Annotated in this window: 14 protein-coding genes; 6 read left to right on the forward strand and 8 right to left on the reverse strand. The window is 63.9% G+C overall.

Going from position 1 to position 16,980, the window contains the following annotated elements; genetic code table 11:
- A complete protein-coding gene (locus B2585_RS14460; protein WP_292024505.1) occupies nucleotides 1–585 on the reverse strand; it encodes a GcrA family cell cycle regulator in 585 nt (194 codons plus the stop codon).
- A gap of 94 nt (nucleotides 586–679) precedes the next feature.
- Nucleotides 680–1,561, reverse strand: a complete 882-nt coding sequence (locus B2585_RS14465) for a DMT family transporter (RefSeq protein WP_292024506.1) — start codon at nucleotides 1,559–1,561, stop codon at nucleotides 680–682.
- Nucleotides 1,562–1,803: 242 nt separating this feature from the next.
- On the opposite strand from B2585_RS14465, the gene B2585_RS14470 reads away from it, so the two are divergent.
- On the forward strand, nucleotides 1,804–2,982 hold the full coding sequence (locus B2585_RS14470; protein WP_292024508.1) for an aspartate aminotransferase family protein: 1,179 nt from the start codon (nucleotides 1,804–1,806) through the stop codon (nucleotides 2,980–2,982).
- The gene (gene argF, locus B2585_RS14475; RefSeq protein ID WP_292024510.1) at nucleotides 2,979–3,905 is read left to right on the forward strand and encodes an ornithine carbamoyltransferase; all 927 of its coding nucleotides are present in this window, start codon (nucleotides 2,979–2,981) and stop codon (nucleotides 3,903–3,905) included. The genes B2585_RS14470 and argF overlap by 4 nt, the downstream gene beginning before the upstream one ends.
- A 179-nt stretch (nucleotides 3,906–4,084) precedes the next feature.
- Here argF and B2585_RS14480 read toward each other — a convergent pair whose 3' ends face one another.
- Entirely contained in the window at nucleotides 4,085–4,834 is a 750-nt protein-coding gene (locus tag B2585_RS14480) for a GNAT family N-acetyltransferase (protein WP_292024513.1), read from the reverse strand.
- Nucleotides 4,835–4,890: 56 nt separating this feature from the next.
- Nucleotides 4,891–5,709 (reverse strand): sulfotransferase family protein, encoded by an 819-nt coding sequence (locus B2585_RS14485; protein ID WP_292024514.1) that lies wholly within the window; start codon nucleotides 5,707–5,709, stop codon nucleotides 4,891–4,893.
- A gap of 143 nt (nucleotides 5,710–5,852) precedes the next feature.
- On the opposite strand from B2585_RS14485, the gene B2585_RS14490 reads away from it, so the two are divergent.
- From B2585_RS14490 to polA, 4 genes are read left to right on the forward strand one after another with little or no spacing between them, the layout of a single operon-like run.
- Nucleotides 5,853–7,430 (forward strand): DUF5928 domain-containing protein, encoded by a 1,578-nt coding sequence (locus tag B2585_RS14490; protein WP_292024516.1) that lies wholly within the window; start codon nucleotides 5,853–5,855, stop codon nucleotides 7,428–7,430.
- A gap of 11 nt (nucleotides 7,431–7,441) precedes the next feature.
- Complete coding sequence (locus B2585_RS14495) at nucleotides 7,442–7,819, forward strand: HIT domain-containing protein (RefSeq protein ID WP_292024519.1); 378 nt, start codon at nucleotides 7,442–7,444, stop codon at nucleotides 7,817–7,819.
- A 58-nt stretch (nucleotides 7,820–7,877) separates the two neighbouring features.
- A complete protein-coding gene (locus tag B2585_RS14500; RefSeq protein WP_292024521.1) occupies nucleotides 7,878–8,057 on the forward strand; it encodes a zinc-finger domain-containing protein in 180 nt (59 codons plus the stop codon).
- A gap of 25 nt (nucleotides 8,058–8,082) precedes the next feature.
- Complete coding sequence (gene polA, locus B2585_RS14505; RefSeq protein WP_292024523.1) at nucleotides 8,083–10,884, forward strand: DNA polymerase I; 2,802 nt, start codon at nucleotides 8,083–8,085, stop codon at nucleotides 10,882–10,884.
- A gap of 133 nt (nucleotides 10,885–11,017) precedes the next feature.
- On the opposite strand, the gene B2585_RS14510 is transcribed toward polA, so the two are convergent.
- The 4 genes from B2585_RS14510 to B2585_RS14525 are packed head-to-tail and all read right to left on the reverse strand — an operon-like array spanning nucleotide 11,018 to nucleotide 16,894.
- Nucleotides 11,018–12,076, reverse strand: coding sequence for an acyl-CoA dehydrogenase family protein (locus tag B2585_RS14510; protein ID WP_292024525.1), 1,059 nt, complete (start codon nucleotides 12,074–12,076; stop codon nucleotides 11,018–11,020).
- Nucleotide 12,077: 1 nt separating this feature from the next.
- Nucleotides 12,078–13,265 (reverse strand): acyl-CoA dehydrogenase family protein, encoded by a 1,188-nt coding sequence (locus tag B2585_RS14515; RefSeq protein ID WP_292024528.1) that lies wholly within the window; start codon nucleotides 13,263–13,265, stop codon nucleotides 12,078–12,080.
- A 1-nt stretch (nucleotide 13,266) separates the two neighbouring features.
- Nucleotides 13,267–15,363, reverse strand: coding sequence for a 3-hydroxyacyl-CoA dehydrogenase NAD-binding domain-containing protein (locus tag B2585_RS14520; protein WP_292024530.1), 2,097 nt, complete (start codon nucleotides 15,361–15,363; stop codon nucleotides 13,267–13,269).
- Nucleotides 15,364–15,385: 22 nt separating this feature from the next.
- Complete coding sequence (locus B2585_RS14525; protein ID WP_292024531.1) at nucleotides 15,386–16,894, reverse strand: class I adenylate-forming enzyme family protein; 1,509 nt, start codon at nucleotides 16,892–16,894, stop codon at nucleotides 15,386–15,388.
- Nucleotides 16,895–16,980: the final 86 nt, after the last annotated feature.

The following is a 16,980-nucleotide window of genomic DNA, read 5'->3' on the forward strand; positions in this document are numbered from 1 at the left end:
TCAGCGCTTGCGGTCGCGGCGCGAGGACATCGGCTGGAACGCTACGCCGACATGCGCTTCGCAATAGGGTTTGCCCTGCTGCACGGGCAGACCGCAGAACCAGAAATCCTCGGTCGCCGGGTCGCCGATGGGCCACTTGCAGGTCCGCTCGGTCAGTTCGAGGAGCGACAGCTTCTTGGCCGACTTCTCGACCTCGCTCACCTTCTTGAGAGCCTCGGCAGGGATCTCGTTCGCGCTCGGCTGCGGGGGGAGCGGCTGGCCCGCCGGGATGATCTGCTTGCGGGCCGGGATCGGCTTGGCCGCCGGTTCGGCGTCAGCCGTCTCTGCGACCGGCTCCGGCTTCGGCTCCGCGCGCTTCGGCGCCGCCTTCTTGGGCGCAGCTTTCGCGGCGGGTTTTTCCTTGGCCGGGGCAGTCGAAGTCGTGGCCGTGCCGCCTCCCGCACGGTTGGACAGTCCGAGCCGGTGAACCTTGCCGATCACGGCGTTGCGGGTCACACCGCCAAGTTCCTTGGCGATCTGGCTGGCCGACTGGCCTTCGGACCACATTTTCTTGAGGGTTTCGACTCGTTCGTCTGTCCAGGACATCGGATTTCCTTTGTGGCCGCCGGGGCCGTAACTGCGTCAGGGGCCTATTCTAGTCACCCGTGCGGGGGTGGCAAGGTGAAGGGGCGTATATGGCTCAACCCGGCGCGCGTTTCAACCGTCCTTCCCGCCAGGCAAGCAGTACGCCGCCCGCCAGGATGACCCCTGCACCGGCGAGGCTCACCCGGTCCGGCCATGTCCCGAAAACCGCACCATCATAGAGTGCTGCGAAGACCAGCGTCGCGTAGAAGAACGGTGAAGCGAAACTCGCATCAGCCCGGCGCATCGACTGGATGAAACAGGTCTGGGCGAGCGCCATCATCGCGCCGATCCCGGCGAGGATGAGCCAGGCCTTAGGGGTCGGCATGACGAAGACGCCGGTCGCCAGCACGGCGACCGTGGCGATCGTCAGCCCCATGCCATTGTTGATGACGAGGATCTGGAGCGGCCGTTCGCGCCCGGTCAGGAACTTGATGATCGTGATCTCGACACCCATGGCGAGCGCGGCGGCCAGCGCGATGAGTGCACCGGGCTCCAGGGCCCCCGCGCCGGGGCGCAGCAGGATTGCGCCGCCGGCCAGCGCAATGACCGCAGCCGCCCACCGCCACGGTCCCACCGTTTCCTTCAATACCGGGATGGCGAGCAGCATGGCGACAACCGGGTTCAGGAACGAGATCGCCGTCGCGTCTGCCAGCGGGATGAACTGGACCGCCGCGAAGGTCAGCGAAATCCCGGTCCATCCGGACAGTGACCGCGCGGCGTGAGTGCCCCATTGGGGCCGCGTGAAGGTCGGACGCAGGACAAGCGTGGCGGTGGCAATCCCGATGAAGGCGAACAGGAACCGCCCGTGGCTGACCTGAAGTGGATGCAGCCCTTCGGCCCCCGCCATCTTGGCGAGAAGGGTGGTTCCCGCGACGAGCGCGGCGGCGGCGAGCATAAAGCCCGCCGAGGCGAGCGGCTGGTGGGGTATCCGGTTCATATCCCTGTCCCGTCGGTTTCACCGACCCCATACGCCCGGCGCGCGGCCGAGGAAAGAGATGGACTTTTGCACCAGTCCGACGTATCGCCAGCCCATGTTCGAACGCATCCATACCCCTGTCTGCCGACGCCGCCGCACCCGCGCCTGACGTCTGACTCCGTTCGACTACTCCCACCCTCTTAAATCGTTGACACCGGCCCGCCCTTGCGGCACCCAAAAGCTTCTTTTCTAAGGATGATGCCATGATCCCGTCCGTTCTGCCGACCTATGCGCGTGCGAAACTGAACTTCGTCAAGGGCGAAGGCAGTTGGCTGATCGAGGAAGGCGGCGAGCGATATCTCGACCTCGGCGCGGGCATCGCGGTGAACGCGCTGGGCCATGCCAACCCGGACCTGATCGGGGCGCTGACCGCGCAGGCGCACAAGCTCTGGCACGTCTCGAACCTCTACGAAATTCCGGGGCAAAAGGCGCTGGCCGACCGGCTGGTCGATGCATCCTTCGCCGACACCGTGTTTTTCACGAATTCGGGCACCGAAGCGGCGGAACTCGCGATCAAGATGGCGCGCAAGTATCACTACGATCGGGGCGACGAGGACCGGGTCGAGATCATCACCTTTTCCGGCTGTTTCCATGGCCGGTCCACCGGCGCCATCGCGGCTTCGGGGACTGAGAAGATGGTCAAGGGCTTCGGCCCGCTGATGCCGGGGTTCGTTCACCTCGACTTCGGTGATCACGACGCCCTGCGCGCCGCAGTCACCAAAAAGACCGCCGCGATCCTGATCGAACCCGTGCAGGGCGAAGGCGGTATCCGCCCGGTGCCCGACCAGTGCCTCAAGGGTCTTCGCGACCTGTGCGACGAGACGGGGACGCTTCTGATCTTCGACGAGGTTCAGTGCGGGATCGGCCGGACCGGCAAATTCTTTGCCCACGAATGGGCGGGCGTGACCCCGGATATCCTCATGTCCGCCAAAGGCATCGGCGGTGGCTTCCCGCTGGGGGCGGTTCTGGCGACGGAAGACGCCGCCTCCGGCATGGTCGTCGGGACGCACGGCTCGACCTATGGCGGCAACCCGCTGGCAATGGCGGTGGGAACCAAGATGGTCGACGTGGTGACCGGCAACGGTTTCCTTGACGATGTGAATCGCAAGGCAGGGCTCCTACGCCAGAAGCTCGAGGGGCTGGTGGACGCGCATCCCGACATCTTCGACAGCGTGCGCGGCGTCGGCCTGATGCTGGGTCTGAAATGCAAGGTGGCGCCTGCTGACCTCGTGGCCGCAGGCTATGACAACCAGGTCATCCTCGTGCCCGCCGCCGACAACGTGGCGCGGCTCCTGCCGCCGCTCAATATCACTGACGCGGACATCGCCGAAGGCGTGGCGCGGATCGACGCCGCGGCGACGGCGCTGGAGGCCAAGGCATGAGGCATTTCCTCGACATCAACGCGACCGACCCGGCCGATCTGCGGAGCATGTTGGACGAAGCCCACCGGATCAAATCCGCACGCGGCGACGCCGGACGCGGCGCACTTGACGAGGAGCGTGCTCTGGACGGCAAGGTCGTGGCCCTCATCTTCGAGAAGCCGTCCACCCGGACACGCGTCTCCTTCGATGTGGGCGTGCGGCAAATGGGCGGCGAGACGCTCGTCCTCTCCGGCTCGGAAATGCAGCTGGGTCACGGCGAGTCCATCCCGGACACCGCGCGTGTCCTGTCGCGTTACGTCGATCTCATCATGATCCGGACGTTTGAGGAATCCGCGCTTCAGGAGCTCGCGGAATTTGCCACGGTCCCGGTCATCAACGGCCTCACCAACCGTTCGCACCCCTGCCAGATCATGGCCGATATCCTCACATATGAGGAGCATCGCGGGCCGATCACCGGCAAGAAAGTGGTCTGGGCGGGCGACGGCAACAATGTCTGCGCTTCCTTCATCCACGCCGCCGGGCAACTGGGTTTCGATCTGACGTTCACCGGCCCCGAACGGCTCGACCCCGACCGGGAGTTCATCGAGGAAGCGCGCGCCAAGGGCGCGAAGATCGAGATCGAACGTGATCCACATGCGGCGGTCGCCGGGGCCGACCTCGTGGTGACAGATACCTGGGTGTCGATGCATGACGCCCCTTCGACCCGTGAGCGCCGTCACAATATCCTGCGCGCCTATCAGGTCGACGACCGGCTCATGGCCGCGGCGGGCGAGGGGGCACTGTTCATGCACTGTCTGCCCGCCCACCGGAACGAGGAAGTGACCAACTCGGTCATGGACGGCCTGCAATCGGTGGTGTTCGACGAGGCCGAAAACCGGCTGCATGCGCAAAAGGCCATCATGCGCTGGTGTCTCGGGGTCTGAAGCGACCCCGCTCGGTCTTTTCTGATCGTGTGCGCGTTGCGCACGCATTCTTGCCTGCGTTCAAGGCACGCAGCCTTCGGGGGCTGTCTGCCCCCGAACCCCCGAGGATACTTGGGACCGGAAAAGTGCCGACATGTGAACGGTCGCGGGCACCGGAGCCCGTCGGGTAGGGCGCCCGGTCAGAGGTCGAGCACCTGTCGCAGCTGTTTTTCCAGCAGGTAGTGATGGGCTACGAGCCGCCCGTCCTGCACCAGCGCATAGGTTCCATACGGCGTGGGCATCCGGGCGCGCAACGCGTGGGCGCTGTCGATGACCACGTCGCGGAAAGCGAGGCCCGATTCTTGTGCCACCTTGCCCACGATCGCCGCGGCGTCTTCGAGATAGGGACACTGAGCGGTGCGCAGGACGGTCAACCCCGGGCCGCAGGCGGACGCTTTTTCGTCCCAGCCACCCGACAGGCGCGGGGTGGGGCCGGGGGCGAAGCGGCGGACCATCAGGCAAAAACCGGGATCGGCCGTTTCGACCACGTCGTAGCCGAAATGCGCGAAGACCTCGGGCCGGGCCAGCCAGTTTCCGGTCGAGGCGAGCACGGCCACGCCATTGTAGCCCTTGTCGCCCGCCGTCCTCTCGACCTCGTCCAGAAGCGCACGCGCGAAACCCTGTCCCTTTGATTTGCCGACCACCCAGAGGCAGTGGATCAGCATCAGGTCGCCCGCGTCCTCGACCGATCGCCAGGCCTTGTCGCCGGGCATGTACTCCACGAACCCGCGCGCCGAGTCGCCCAGCAGGCGCAATTCGAGCCCTTCCTCGAAGCGGGCGAGGAGCCAGTCCCGCTTTGCCTGCCAGGCGTGCGTCTTGCGCGCGCTCATCTTGCAGAAAAACCCGTGTTTCTGAACGGTGTCGGCTGTAACGGTGATGATCTCGGTCATGGCGGGCCTCCTGCCACCCTTCTGGCAGGCTGGCGGCCCTCACGCCTTGATCCGGCTCAAGATCCGAGTTTCTTGTGAACCTCGTCGATGTCGATGTCGCCGACGGGAAGCTTGTTGCCCGGATTGTCGAAGTCGTATTTGAACAGCTCGAAATCCTTGCGGTAGATTTCCCACATCAGGTGCATCGACAGGTCGTCGAAATAATCCTCGACCGGATGGGCGCGTTCGGGGCCGTGCCCGGCGCTCTCGTTGAACCGCGGGATGGTCTTGATGTTGACCTTCTTGGGCGTCTTCACATTGTCGAGCACCTTCTTCATCCCGACATTGAAGTTCTCGGTCCAGAAGATTTGGTCATAGGTGCCGCCGTTGGTGATGAAGGTCGAGACATGGCCGGACATGGCCGACCAGTGGATGTCCGGGTCCATCGGGCGGCGAAAGCGGATGGTGTCGCGGGTGAACAACAGGAACCGGCGGAATGACTGGATCTGGTCGAAGTCGAAGTTGTCTTCTGGGCTGCCCACTTCGATTCCGTATTTCTGGATCAGGAGCGGGACGAGGTTGCCGCGATAGCGCTTCCCGTTGCGTTGAATGCCGCAGATCTTGTCGAAGAACGAACTGAGGATGCGCGTGTAGGGGTTGCGCACGCAAGTGAACGCAAAGCTCTTGTGGGTCTTCACGTTGCGCTCGATCTTCTTCTGGTTTTCTTCCTGCGCCCACTTCACGATGCCTTCCGTGGCGTCGTGAATGTCACCGTCGAAGAACTCTCCGTGGTCGGAGAAATACATGATCTGGCCGATGGTCGAGCAGGCGCATTTCGGGACGACCCGATACACCATGCTTTCACTTTCGGTCATCCAGGTTCCCGGGAAACCCATATTGCTGCCGCCGCCTCCGTCTGGCCCCCTTGCACGGGACCAATTTGTTTTCAGAGAAAAAAGCAAAGAAATGCTGTTATTTCAATGCTTCGTTACGGTAAGCATGTCAACAATCCGCGCCAGACAGCCCAGACGGACCGTAAATGGCAAAAATCGCCTTCATTCTCCTGTGTCACAAGGACCCAAAGGCCATCATCGATCAGGCACAGCGCCTGACCGCGGCGGGAGATTACATCTCGATCCATTTCGACGCGCGCAGCGCCCGGTCGGATTACGAGATGATTCAGGCGGCTCTGGCCGACAATGCCTCGGTCACCTTCGCCAAGAAGCGCGTGAAATGCGGTTGGGGCGAGTGGTCGCTGGTCGAGGGTACGCTCCACGCGGTCGAGGCGGCAGTGGACGCGTTTCCGCGCGCCACCCATTTCTACATGGTCTCGGGCGACTGCATGGCGATCAAATCCGCCGAATACGCCCATGATTTCCTAGATGACGACGACGTCGACTATATCGAAAGCTTCGACTTTTTCGAAAGCGACTGGATCAAGACCGGGATCAAGGAAGACCGGCTGATCTGGCGTCACTGGTTCAACGAACGCACGCAAAAGGGGCTGTTCTACGCCTCGATGAACATCCAGAAGCGCCTTGGCCTCCAACGCGACGTGCCCAAGGACGTGCAGATCATGATCGGGTCTCAGTGGTGGTGCCTGCGGCGGCGCACCATCGAGTGGATTCTCGACTTCGTGCGCAAGCGCCGCGATGTCATGAGGTTCTTCAAGACGACCTGGATTCCGGACGAGACGTTTTTTCAAACCCTCGTGCGCCATCTCGTGCCCGCCGAGGAGATCGAGACACGCACCCTGACGTTCCTGATGTTCACAGACTACGGGATGCCGGTCACTTTCTACAACGACCACTACGACATGCTGCTGTCGCAGGATTACCTCTTCGCGCGCAAGATCAGCCCGGATGCCCATGAACTCAAACGCCGTCTCGGGGCGCTCTATGCCTCGGATACGCTGGACTTCAAGATTTCGAACGAGGGGCGAAGCCTGTTCGCCTTCCTCACCGGGCGCGGCCGGATCGGCCAGCGCTTTGGCGAGCGGTTCTGGGAGAGCGAAACGACGCTGGGCCGGGACCGCGAGCTGCTCATCGTGGTGGCGAAGAAGTGGCACATCGGCAAGCGACTGCTTCAACTGCTGCGCGAAAAGACGAACATTCCCGCCATCGACTATCTCTTTGACGAAGAGGCGACGGTGCTCCCCGATCTTGGCGGCATCCAGGGCTCGATCGAGAAACGGACGCGCCATCGCCGCGCTCTGATGCGGATGCTGTTCGACTATTACAAGACCGACAGGCTCGCCATCGGGATGGACCCGAACGATATCGACCTGATGCGCGATTTCCATACCGACCGCTCCAAGACCCGGTTGCTGGAGATCGAGGCCGACTATTCGGACGAATGGATCCTGGGCCACGCCCTTCGCGTCGGGCTCGCCGGCGAGAGGACCCCGCAGGAGGCCATCGACCGGCTTATCCCCACGATCCGGCAGGATTTTTTCTATGAATCCGACCGCATCCGCGACGAGGGCTTCGTCGACATGCATATCCTTCGCGAACACGGAACCGGTGAAGAGAATGCCGAGGCCCTTGCCAAGTTCCTGACGATCCCTGAAGAAAGGGCCGTGGAAATCCTGCAGACCGATGGCTTCTTCAACGATTGAGACGGGGACACATGGCCTACGAATACGACAACCAGAACATCTTCGCCAAGATCCTGCGCGGTGAGATTCCGAACGACACGGTGCTGGAGACCGATCACACCCTCGCCTTCAACGATATCGCACCGCAGGCCCCCGTCCATGTCCTCGTGATCCCACGCGGACCATATGTGACCTGGGACCACTTCGCGGCCAAGGCATCGGACGCCGAGATCATCGACTACGCGCGCGCGATCCGTAAGGTGATCGACAAATTCGACCTGTCGCCGGGCGAACACGGGCAGGGTTATCGCCTGCTGGTGAACGGGGGCGAAGCGGGCATCCAGGAAGTGCCGCACCTGCACACGCACGTACTGTCGGGTCGCATTCTCGGCCGGATGCTGCCGGGCTGACTTGTGGGTGGCCCAAGGGCTGCTATCTTTGACCAAATCGAATGACGAGGCGCATGACATGACGATCGACGCACCCGAAACCAAGGTTGTGGACACGAAAAAGGTCGCCTGCGACGGCGGCGGACCGGCCAGCGGCCACCCGCGCGTCTGGCTGACGATCCCGGACGACACGGGCTATGTCGAATGTGGCTACTGCGACGCCAAATACGTCTACAAGGATTTCGCCGACTCCAAGTGAGGCGATCCGCGACCCGGGGGGTGAGATGACATTCGGCAAAGGGTGCCATCTGCACCTCATCGACGGCTCGGCGTTCATTTTCCGCGCCTATCACGCGCTGCCTCCGCTGACGCGCAAGTCCGACGGGCTGCCCATCGGGGCGGTCGCGGGCTTTTGCAACATGCTGTTCAAGTGTGTCGAGGATTCCCGCGGCGACGACGCCCCGACCCATGTGGCCGTGATCTTCGACTATTCCGGCAAGTCGTTCCGCAACGACATCTACCCGGAATATAAAGCCAACCGCCCGCCCGCGCCCGAAGACCTCGTCCCGCAGTTCCCGCTTACCCGCGACGCGACCCGTGCCTTCAACATCGCCTGCATCGAGCAGGAAGGGTTCGAGGCCGATGACATCATCGCCACCTACGCCCGGCAGGCCCGCGAGCTTGGTGGGCGCGTGACCGTGATCTCGTCCGACAAGGACCTGATGCAACTCGTCGGTGGCGGGGTCGAGATGCTCGACCCGATGAAGAACAAGCGGATCGGGATCGAAGGGGTCGAAGAGAAATTCGGCGTCGGCCCCGATCGCGTGGTCGATGTGCAGGCGCTCGCCGGCGACAGCGTCGACAACGTGCCCGGCGCGCCGGGGATCGGGATCAAGACCGCCGCGCTTCTCATCAACGAGTTTGGCGATCTGGAGACGCTGCTCGCGCGGGCAAGTGAAATCAAGCAACCCAAGCGGCGCGAGACGCTGATCGGGAAAGCGGATCAGATCCGCATGTCGCGTGACCTCGTGCTGCTGGACGAGAATGTGCCGCTGGAATTCGACCTCGACACGCTGGAGCTGCGCGACCCGGAGGCCGACACGCTACTGCCGTTCCTCGCCTCCATGGAATTCCGGTCACTGTCCAAGCGCATCGCGGACCAGCTTGGCGTGGCGCCGTCCGATATCCCCGAACCGCCCGCCGCTGAGGGCGCAGACGAGCCGGCCGCACCGGAGTGGCCCGAGATCGACCCGGAAAAATACGAATGGATCAAGGACGTCGAGGCGCTCGCCCGATGGGTCGCGCTCATCCGCGACCACGGCCATGTCGCGGTGGACACCGAAACCACGTCTCTGAACGAAATGCAGGCCGAGCTTGCGGGCATCTGCCTTTCCGTGCGGCCCGGTGAAGCGTGTTACATCCCCGTCGGCCACAAGGACGGCGACGGCGAGGGGCTGTTTCAGGATGACACGCTGGCCGAAGGTCAATTGTCGCTGGACGACGTGCTGGCCGCGCTCAAGCCCGTGCTCGAAGACCCGGCGATCCTCAAGATTTTCCAGAACGCCAAGTACGACACCAAGATCTTCAAGCGCTACGGCCTATCCGTCGCGCCGATCGACGATACGATGCTCATGTCCTACGCGATGTTTTCAGGGCTGCATAACCACGGCATGGACGCGCTCGCGGACCGCTACCTCGGTCACACGCCGATCCCGATCAAGTCTCTGTTGGGCACCGGGAAGAGCGCCATCACCTTCGACAAGGTGAAGATCGCCGAAGCGGTGAAATACGCGGCCGAAGATGCCGACGTCACCCTGCGCCTGTGGCAGATGTTCAAGCCGCGCCTGCACCGGGAGCGCGTGACCACCGTTTACGAGACACTCGAACGCCCGCTCGTGCCCGTTTTGGCCGAGATGGAGATGCATGGGGTTCAGGTCGATCGAGACACGCTGTCGCGCATGTCCAACGCCTTTGCCCAGAAGATGGCCGGGCTGGAGGCCGAGATTCACGAGCTTGCGGGCGAAAGCTTCAACGTGGGCAGCCCCAAGCAGCTTGGCGAGATCCTGTTCGACAAGCTCGGACTCGAGGGCGGTAAGAAAGGAAAGACCGGGGCCTATGCCACAGGCGCTGACGTGCTCGAAGACCTTGCGAGCTTGCATGACCTGCCGGCCCGCGTGCTCGACTGGCGCCAATTGTCCAAGCTTAAGTCGACCTACACGGATGCCTTGCAGACCCACATCGACCCGGACACGGGGCGGGTGCATACGTCCTACCTGCAAACCGGGGCGTCCACCGGGCGGCTCGCCTCGACCGACCCGAACCTGCAAAACATCCCGATCCGGACTGAAGAAGGGCGGCGCATACGCGAGGCCTTCGTCGCGCCGGCGGGCACGCGTCTGGTATCGCTCGACTACTCCCAGATCGAATTGCGCATCCTTGCCCATGTCGCCGGGATCGAGTCGATGAAACAGGCGTTCCGCGACGGCGAGGATATTCACGCCGCGACAGCCTCGGAGATGTTCGACGTCCCGCTGGATGAAATGACACCGGACGTCCGGCGGCAGGCCAAGGCGATCAATTTCGGCGTGATCTACGGCATTTCCGGCTTTGGGCTTGGACGCAATCTGCGCATACCGCGTGGTGAGGCGCAGGGTTTCATTGATCGCTATTTCGAGAAGTACCCGGGTATCAAGGAATACATGGACGAAACCGTCGCCTTCGCGAAAGAGCACAAGCATGTCGCGACCCTGTTCGGACGCCGCATCCACACGCCGGAGATCAACGCCAAGGGGCCCCATGCCGGCTTCGCCCGCCGCGCGGCGATCAACGCCCCGATCCAGGGCACCGCGGCCGACATCATCCGCCGGGCGATGATCCGGATGCCGGCCGCGATCGCCGGAAAGCCGGTGAAGATGCTGTTACAGGTTCATGACGAATTGATCTTCGAAGTGGCCGAGGATGCGGTCGATGATGCCGTCACGGTCATCCGCGACGTGATGGAGGGCGCAGCCGACCCGGCCGTCAAGCTCGACGTCCCGCTTGTGGTCGACGCGGGGCAAGGCGCGAACTGGGCAGAGGCGCATTAGACCACCGGGGCTGGCGGTTCGGCCGTCACCTTTGCCGCTTGCCTCCGCCGGGACCAGAAACGCACATCAAAAAGACGAAGCGCAGGAACGGGGAATCCGCTCCTGCGCCTTTGCTTTCGCTATTGGTCCGTGCTCAGGCCGCGTAGCCCGCCATCACCCGCTCGAGGTTGTAGTCCACGTCGCCCAGTTGCGCGTCGATCATCACGAGCCGCTTGCCATAGTGGCTGACCGAGGCCTCCCACGTCATCGCTATGCCGCCATGCATCTGGATCGCTTCCTCGGAGACCAGCCGCGCTGCGCGGCCGATGAGTGTCTTGGCCATCGAGACGCTGCGCGCCTGATCCGCTTCGCCCATTCGGCTGGCAGCGAAAATCGTGATCGAGCGCGCTTGCTCGATTTCGGTCACGAGGTCCACGGCCCGGTGCTGGAGCGCCTGGAACTTGCCAATGGGAACCCCGAACTGCTTCCGCGTGCGCAGGTAATCCAGGAGGATCTCGTTGGTCGCGTCCATCGCGCCGACGGCCTCGGCGCAAAGCGCCAGGCGCCCGGCGTCCAGCGCATCCTCCAACGCATCGCGGGCATTGGCCAGCACCTCGGTCCCCGGTGTTTTGTCAAGGAACAGCTCGGCCGCGCCGCCCCCGTCGATCAGGCCATAGCCGGTGACATCGGCATCGGAAGCCTTGACTTCGTAGATGGCCAGCCCGTCGCCGGACTTTGCAGCGACGAGAAAGACTTCGGCGTCATTGCCCCCGTAGACAACGGATTTCCGGCCTGTGAGCGTGCCGCCCGACGCTTCGGTCGCAATTCCATCCAGATCGTAGGGCGCGTCCAGTTCCCCGATCGCAACGGCGTAACGCACCGACCCGTCGAGCAGGGCCGACTGGTCCGCCCCGGCTGCCGTCAGCAGCTTCGAGGCCAACAGCGTGCCCAGTACGGGCGCTGGGCTGAGGCCGCGCCCAAGCGCTTCGAACACCGTCGTGATGTCGAACCCGCCGCCGCCGAACCCGCCCGCGTCTTCGGGGGCCAGCGCATAGAGCACGCCGATCTCGCACATCTCGCTCCACAGGCCCGCGTCATGGAACGGCGCCTCATAGGCGACCTTGGCGCGGTGATCGTAGGTGTATTTGTCTGCGAGGAACCGCGAGAGCGAGTCTGACAGCATCCGGCGGTCTTCGGTCAGTGTGAAATCCATGTCAGAGCTCCAGCATCGCTTTGGTCAGGATGTTTCGCTGGATCTCGTTCGACCCACCGAAAATCGACAGTTTGCGGTTGTTGAAATAATCCGCTGCGTTGTTCACGTCCCCCGCTTCGACCAGGGCGGCATTCCCGAACATATCTTCCGACGGAAAGGGTGCCGCGGCCGGACCCAGCGCGCGGCGGGACAGGTCGTTCAGCGCCTGGCGGATCACGGTGCCTTTGATCTTCAGGATCGACGTCTCGGGCCCAGGCGCGCCCTGCGTCTGGGCGGTGTAGAGCATGCGCAGGTTGGTGATCTTCATCGCTTCCAGCTCGATCTCCACATCCGCGATCCGGGCCGCGAAGAGCGGATTTTCGATGAGCGGCTTGCCGCCCCGCTTGGTCCGGCGGGCCAGCGCTTTCACCTCTTCCAGCGCCTTCATCGAGAAGCCGACCCCGGCGATATTGGTCCGTTCATGGGTGAGCAGGAACTTGGCGATCGTCCAGCCCTGGTTCTCTTCGCCGACGAGGTTTTCGGCAGGCACGCGCACGTCGGTGAAGAACACCTCGTTCACCTCATGACCGCCCTCGATCAGACGGATCGGGCGCATCTCGATCCCCGGCGTGTCGAGATCGACGAGGATGAAGCTGATACCTTCCTGCGGCTTGCCCTCGGTCGAGGTCCGCACAAGGCAGAAGATCTTGTTGGCGTGCTGGCCCAGCGTCGTCCAGGTCTTCTGCCCGTTGATGACATAGTCGGCACCGTCGCGCACCGCCCGCGTCTTGAGCGAGGCGAGGTCCGAGCCCGCGCCGGGTTCCGAGTAGCCCTGGCACCACCAGTCGGAGCCGTCGAGGATTCGCGGCAGGATTTCGTCCTGTTGTTCTTTCGAGCCGAACTTGTGCAGTACGGGCCCCAGCATCGCGAGGCCGAAGGGCACGATGCGGGGCGCATTGGCCGCCGCCGCTTCCTCCTCGAAGATGTGCTTTTGCACGGGGGACCAGCCGGTCCCGCCGAACTCGACGGGCCACCCATAGGCGAGCCAGCCTTTCTCGTTCAGGATCGCATGCCAGCGGTCCATGTCGGCCTTGTCCAGCTCCCCGCCGATCCGCACCTTTTCGGCCAGCTCTTCGGGCAGTTTCTCATCCAGAAATGCGCGAACCTCTTCGCGGAATTCCTGTTCCTCCTTGGTGAAGCTCAGGTCCATCTCAGCTCTCCTTGTTCAGATCGGCGAACGTCGTGCCATCGGCGGCCATGCGTCGCAGGATGTCGGGCACGTTCCAGTAATACGAATCGTCCTCGGCGAACCGTTCAATCCGGGCGACCAATTCCTTTGCCCCGATCGTGTCGGCGTAGTGCAGCGGCCCGCCCCGGAAGCGCGGAAAGCCGTAGCCGAAGAGGAACACGGCATCCACGTCGATGGGCCGCAGCGCAATCCCGTCCTCGACCACGCGGGCGGCCTCCGAGATCATCGCGGTCATGTAGCGTTCCACGATCTCTTCATCGGTGAAGCGCTTGGGCGTGATCCCCTTGGCCGCGCGTTCTTCATCGATGATCTCGAGCGTGCGGGGGTTCGGGCGGATGCCGTTATCGTCGTAGATGTAAAAGCCCTGGCCGGTCTTGCGGCCGAACATGCCCTCTTCGCAGATCTTGTCGTGGATACGCACATAGCGTTCCGCGTTCGGACGGTTGGGCGCCATACGCTTGCGGTTGGCCCAGCCGATGTCGAGACCGGCAAGGTCGCCCACCTTGAACGGACCCATCGCGAAACCGAAATTCTCGAGCGCCTGGTCCACCTGTTGCGGGCTGGCCCCGTCCTCGACAAGGTAGCCGGCAGTCTTGCCGTAGTAGGCGAGGATACGGTTGCCGATGAATCCGTCACAGACGCCCGCCCGCACGCCGATCTTCTTCATCTTCTTGGCCAGCGCAAAACCGGTCGCGACCACCTCGGGCGCGGTCTTGTCGGCGACCACGACCTCCAGCAAGCGCATGATGTTGGCGGGCGAGAAGAAGTGGAGGCCGATCACGTCCTCGGGCCGGGACGTGGCGGAAGCGATCTCGTTGATGTCGAGGTATGAGGTGTTGGAGGCGAGCACGGCGCCCGCTTTGCAGATCTTGTCGAGCTGGCCGAAGATGTCCTTCTTCACGCCCATGTCCTCGAACACGGCCTCGATCACGAGGTCGACGTCTGCAAGATCCTCCATGTTGAGCGAGGGCTCCAACCGTGCCATGGCGGCGTCGCGCTTGTCGGCAGCCATCTTGCCGCGCTTCACCGCACCGTCGAGGTTCTTGGTGATCGCACCCACGCCACGGTCCAGCCCGTCCTGCGCCACTTCGATCAGCCGCACGGCGAAGCCGGAGGTCAGCGCTGCGGTCGCGATCCCCGATCCCATCGTGCCCCCGCCGATCACGCCGATCTTCCTGATCTCGCGCGGGGTCGCATTTGCTTCGGGAATCTTGGACACGGCCCGTTCGGCGAAGAATGCGTGGCGCATCCCTTCGGAGGATGGGTGTTTCAGAAGCGACATGAAACACTCGCGCTCGAACTTCATGCCGTCTTCCACGCTGCCCGTAGCGCGCTCCACCGCCTCGATACACTTCGGCGCAGAGGCGAGGTTGGGCATTTTCTTTTCGACCATCTTGCGCGCGGCATCCAGCGCGGCGTCGTCCACCTCGACCGGAAGCTCTCCGGTGCGCCGGGTCGGGAGCGTGCCGTCCAGCACGGCCTCGGCAGCCGACAGCGCCACGTCACGGGGCGCGCCGTCCTCCAGCCTGTCGATCAGGCCCCAGCCGAGCGCTTCTTCGCCCGTGACCATGCGTCCCGACAGCGCCATGTCCAGCGTATGCTCCATGCCCATGAGACGCGGACCGCGCTGCGTGCCACCAGCACCGGGCAGAAGGCCGAGGTTGATTTCCGGCAGACCGACCCGCAGCCCCTTCACACCCACGCGGGCATGGGTGCCCATGCAGATTTCCAGCCCACCACCCAGCGCGGTGCCATGCGGGGCCGAAATCACCGGCTTCGCGCTCGCCTCGATCGCGTTGATCGTGTCGGGGAGCGAGGGCTGGAGCGGCGGCTTGCCGAATTCCTTGATGTCAGCCCCCGCGACGAAGGTCCGCCCTGCGGCATAGATCGCGATGACCTCGATGGCGTCGTCGTCGTTGGCCGCCGCCACGGCATCGAGCAGACCCTGCCGCACGGCCTGCGACGAGGCGTTGACCGGCGGGTTGTCGATGCAGACCAGCCCCACCTTGCCCACGGTCTCGAGGCTGATGACATCGTTGATTGCGCGCGTTTCGCTCATGCGTGTTTGGTCCTTCGTTCGGTCAGGAGACGGCCGCGTCGCGCTCGGTAAGCTGCTCGGCGAAGGTCTCGGTCAGTTTGTGCTTCAGGATCTTGCCGGTCGCGGCGGCAGGGAACCTGTCGATGATGAATATGTGCTGTGGGATCTTGTAGCTCACAAGGCGCTCGTGAAGGAACGTCTTGAGGTCGGCTTCGGTCACGCCGGGGCGGGTGGTGACGAAGGCGAGAATTTCCTCGTTCCCCGGCACCTGTCGACCGACCACGGCGGTCTGGAGCACATCCGGGTGGCGCGTCAGCATCGCCTCCACCTCGGGCGGATAGACGTTGAAACCGGAGCGGATGATAAGCTCTTTCTTGCGCCCCATGATCCACAGCGTTTCATCCGGGTCGATTTTTGCAAAATCGCCGGAGCGGAAATAACCGTCCGGACGGATCGCTTGCGCCGTGGCCTCGGGGTTGCGGTAGTAGCCCTTCATGATGTTCGGGCCACGGATCAGGAGTTCACCGACGCCCTGGTCGTCCGGCTCGTCGATCAGGCATTCGACCTCATCGAGGATCTGGCCCACGGAGGTATCGTTGCGCGGATTGTCGAGCCGCGTGCCCGAGACGCCGGGTGACGTTTCGGTCAGCCCGTAGCCGTTCTGAAGCGGAATGCCGAAGGTCGCCTCGATCTTCTCTTTCCACTCCGGGTCGAGCGGCGCGCCGCCCGACGAGATGTAGCGCAGGCGCGGCGCATCCGGAGGCGTGCCGCGCCGGGCCAGTTCCGCCAGGATCGCCTGGTACATCTGCGGCACGGCGGGCATGACGCTGCCCCCGGCGGCGAAGGCGTCCAGCACGGCCTCGGGCGAGAAGCGGGGCAGGAAACGGATCGCGCTGCCCCCGGCGAGCGACGCCAGCAGGACCGACGCGAAGCCGAAGATATGCGTGCAGGGCAGGACTCCGACCACATCGTCGCCCGGCGCCATATGGCGCAGTCTGGCCGAGACTTCGGCGTTCCAGATCAGGTTTCCGTGGGTGAGCATTACGCCCTTGGGGGCCGAAGTCGTCCCGGTTGTATAGATCAGTGCCGCGACGCCCTCTCGCGTCGCGTCCTGAGGTTCCGGCTCGCAGCCCGGAGTGTCGAGCGGACCGGCGAGCAGAATATCGCCGCAGGCCAGCCGACCGCGCGACGTGGCGCCCAGCCGGTCGGCGTGTTCGCGGGCCGGGGCCGACGCTTCGCCCGTGAAGATCGCGAACCGCGCACCGGCGTGGTCCTTCAGCGCGTCCAGCTCGTCATGCGACATCCGTGCGTTGACCGGCATGACCCAGGCACCAATGCGACTCGCGGCGAGGACGGCGACAGCGAAACTGGCCGAATTTTCCGACACGATCATCAGTCGGTCACCGGCGCGCAGCCCGGCCTGATACAGGGTGGCAACGAGGTCGCGCACCATTCCGTCGAGGTCGCCAAAGCTGTAGCGTGCGCCGTCGTGGTCGATCACCGCAAGGTCGCCCGCCGGGTGCCCCCGGGTGAGTTCGTGAATCCGGTCCATTGATCCTCCCTCGACCACACTGGGCCGTAGAGACGAGCGTAGTCCAGCACCACGACGAGGTCAACAATGCGAAACACTCGTTTGCA

The sequence above is a fragment of the Maritimibacter sp. UBA3975 genome, assembly GCF_002384975.1.
Taxonomy (GTDB): domain Bacteria; phylum Pseudomonadota; class Alphaproteobacteria; order Rhodobacterales; family Rhodobacteraceae; genus Maritimibacter.

Coding starts and splice junctions, on each gene's coding strand:
- B2585_RS14460 (WP_292024505.1), bottom strand. CDS start 585: ATGTCCTGGACAGACGAACGAGTCGAAACCCTCAAGAAAATGTGGTCC.
- B2585_RS14465 (WP_292024506.1), bottom strand. CDS start 1,561: ATGAACCGGATACCCCACCAGCCGCTCGCCTCGGCGGGCTTTATGCTC.
- B2585_RS14470 (WP_292024508.1), top strand. CDS start 1,804: ATGATCCCGTCCGTTCTGCCGACCTATGCGCGTGCGAAACTGAACTTC.
- argF (WP_292024510.1), top strand. CDS start 2,979: ATGAGGCATTTCCTCGACATCAACGCGACCGACCCGGCCGATCTGCGG.
- B2585_RS14480 (WP_292024513.1), bottom strand. CDS start 4,834: ATGACCGAGATCATCACCGTTACAGCCGACACCGTTCAGAAACACGGG.
- B2585_RS14485 (WP_292024514.1), bottom strand. CDS start 5,709: ATGGGTTTCCCGGGAACCTGGATGACCGAAAGTGAAAGCATGGTGTAT.
- B2585_RS14490 (WP_292024516.1), top strand. CDS start 5,853: ATGGCAAAAATCGCCTTCATTCTCCTGTGTCACAAGGACCCAAAGGCC.
- B2585_RS14495 (WP_292024519.1), top strand. CDS start 7,442: ATGGCCTACGAATACGACAACCAGAACATCTTCGCCAAGATCCTGCGC.
- B2585_RS14500 (WP_292024521.1), top strand. CDS start 7,878: ATGACGATCGACGCACCCGAAACCAAGGTTGTGGACACGAAAAAGGTC.
- polA (WP_292024523.1), top strand. CDS start 8,083: ATGACATTCGGCAAAGGGTGCCATCTGCACCTCATCGACGGCTCGGCG.
- B2585_RS14510 (WP_292024525.1), bottom strand. CDS start 12,076: ATGGATTTCACACTGACCGAAGACCGCCGGATGCTGTCAGACTCGCTC.
- B2585_RS14515 (WP_292024528.1), bottom strand. CDS start 13,265: ATGGACCTGAGCTTCACCAAGGAGGAACAGGAATTCCGCGAAGAGGTT.
- B2585_RS14520 (WP_292024530.1), bottom strand. CDS start 15,363: ATGAGCGAAACGCGCGCAATCAACGATGTCATCAGCCTCGAGACCGTG.
- B2585_RS14525 (WP_292024531.1), bottom strand. CDS start 16,894: ATGGACCGGATTCACGAACTCACCCGGGGGCACCCGGCGGGCGACCTT.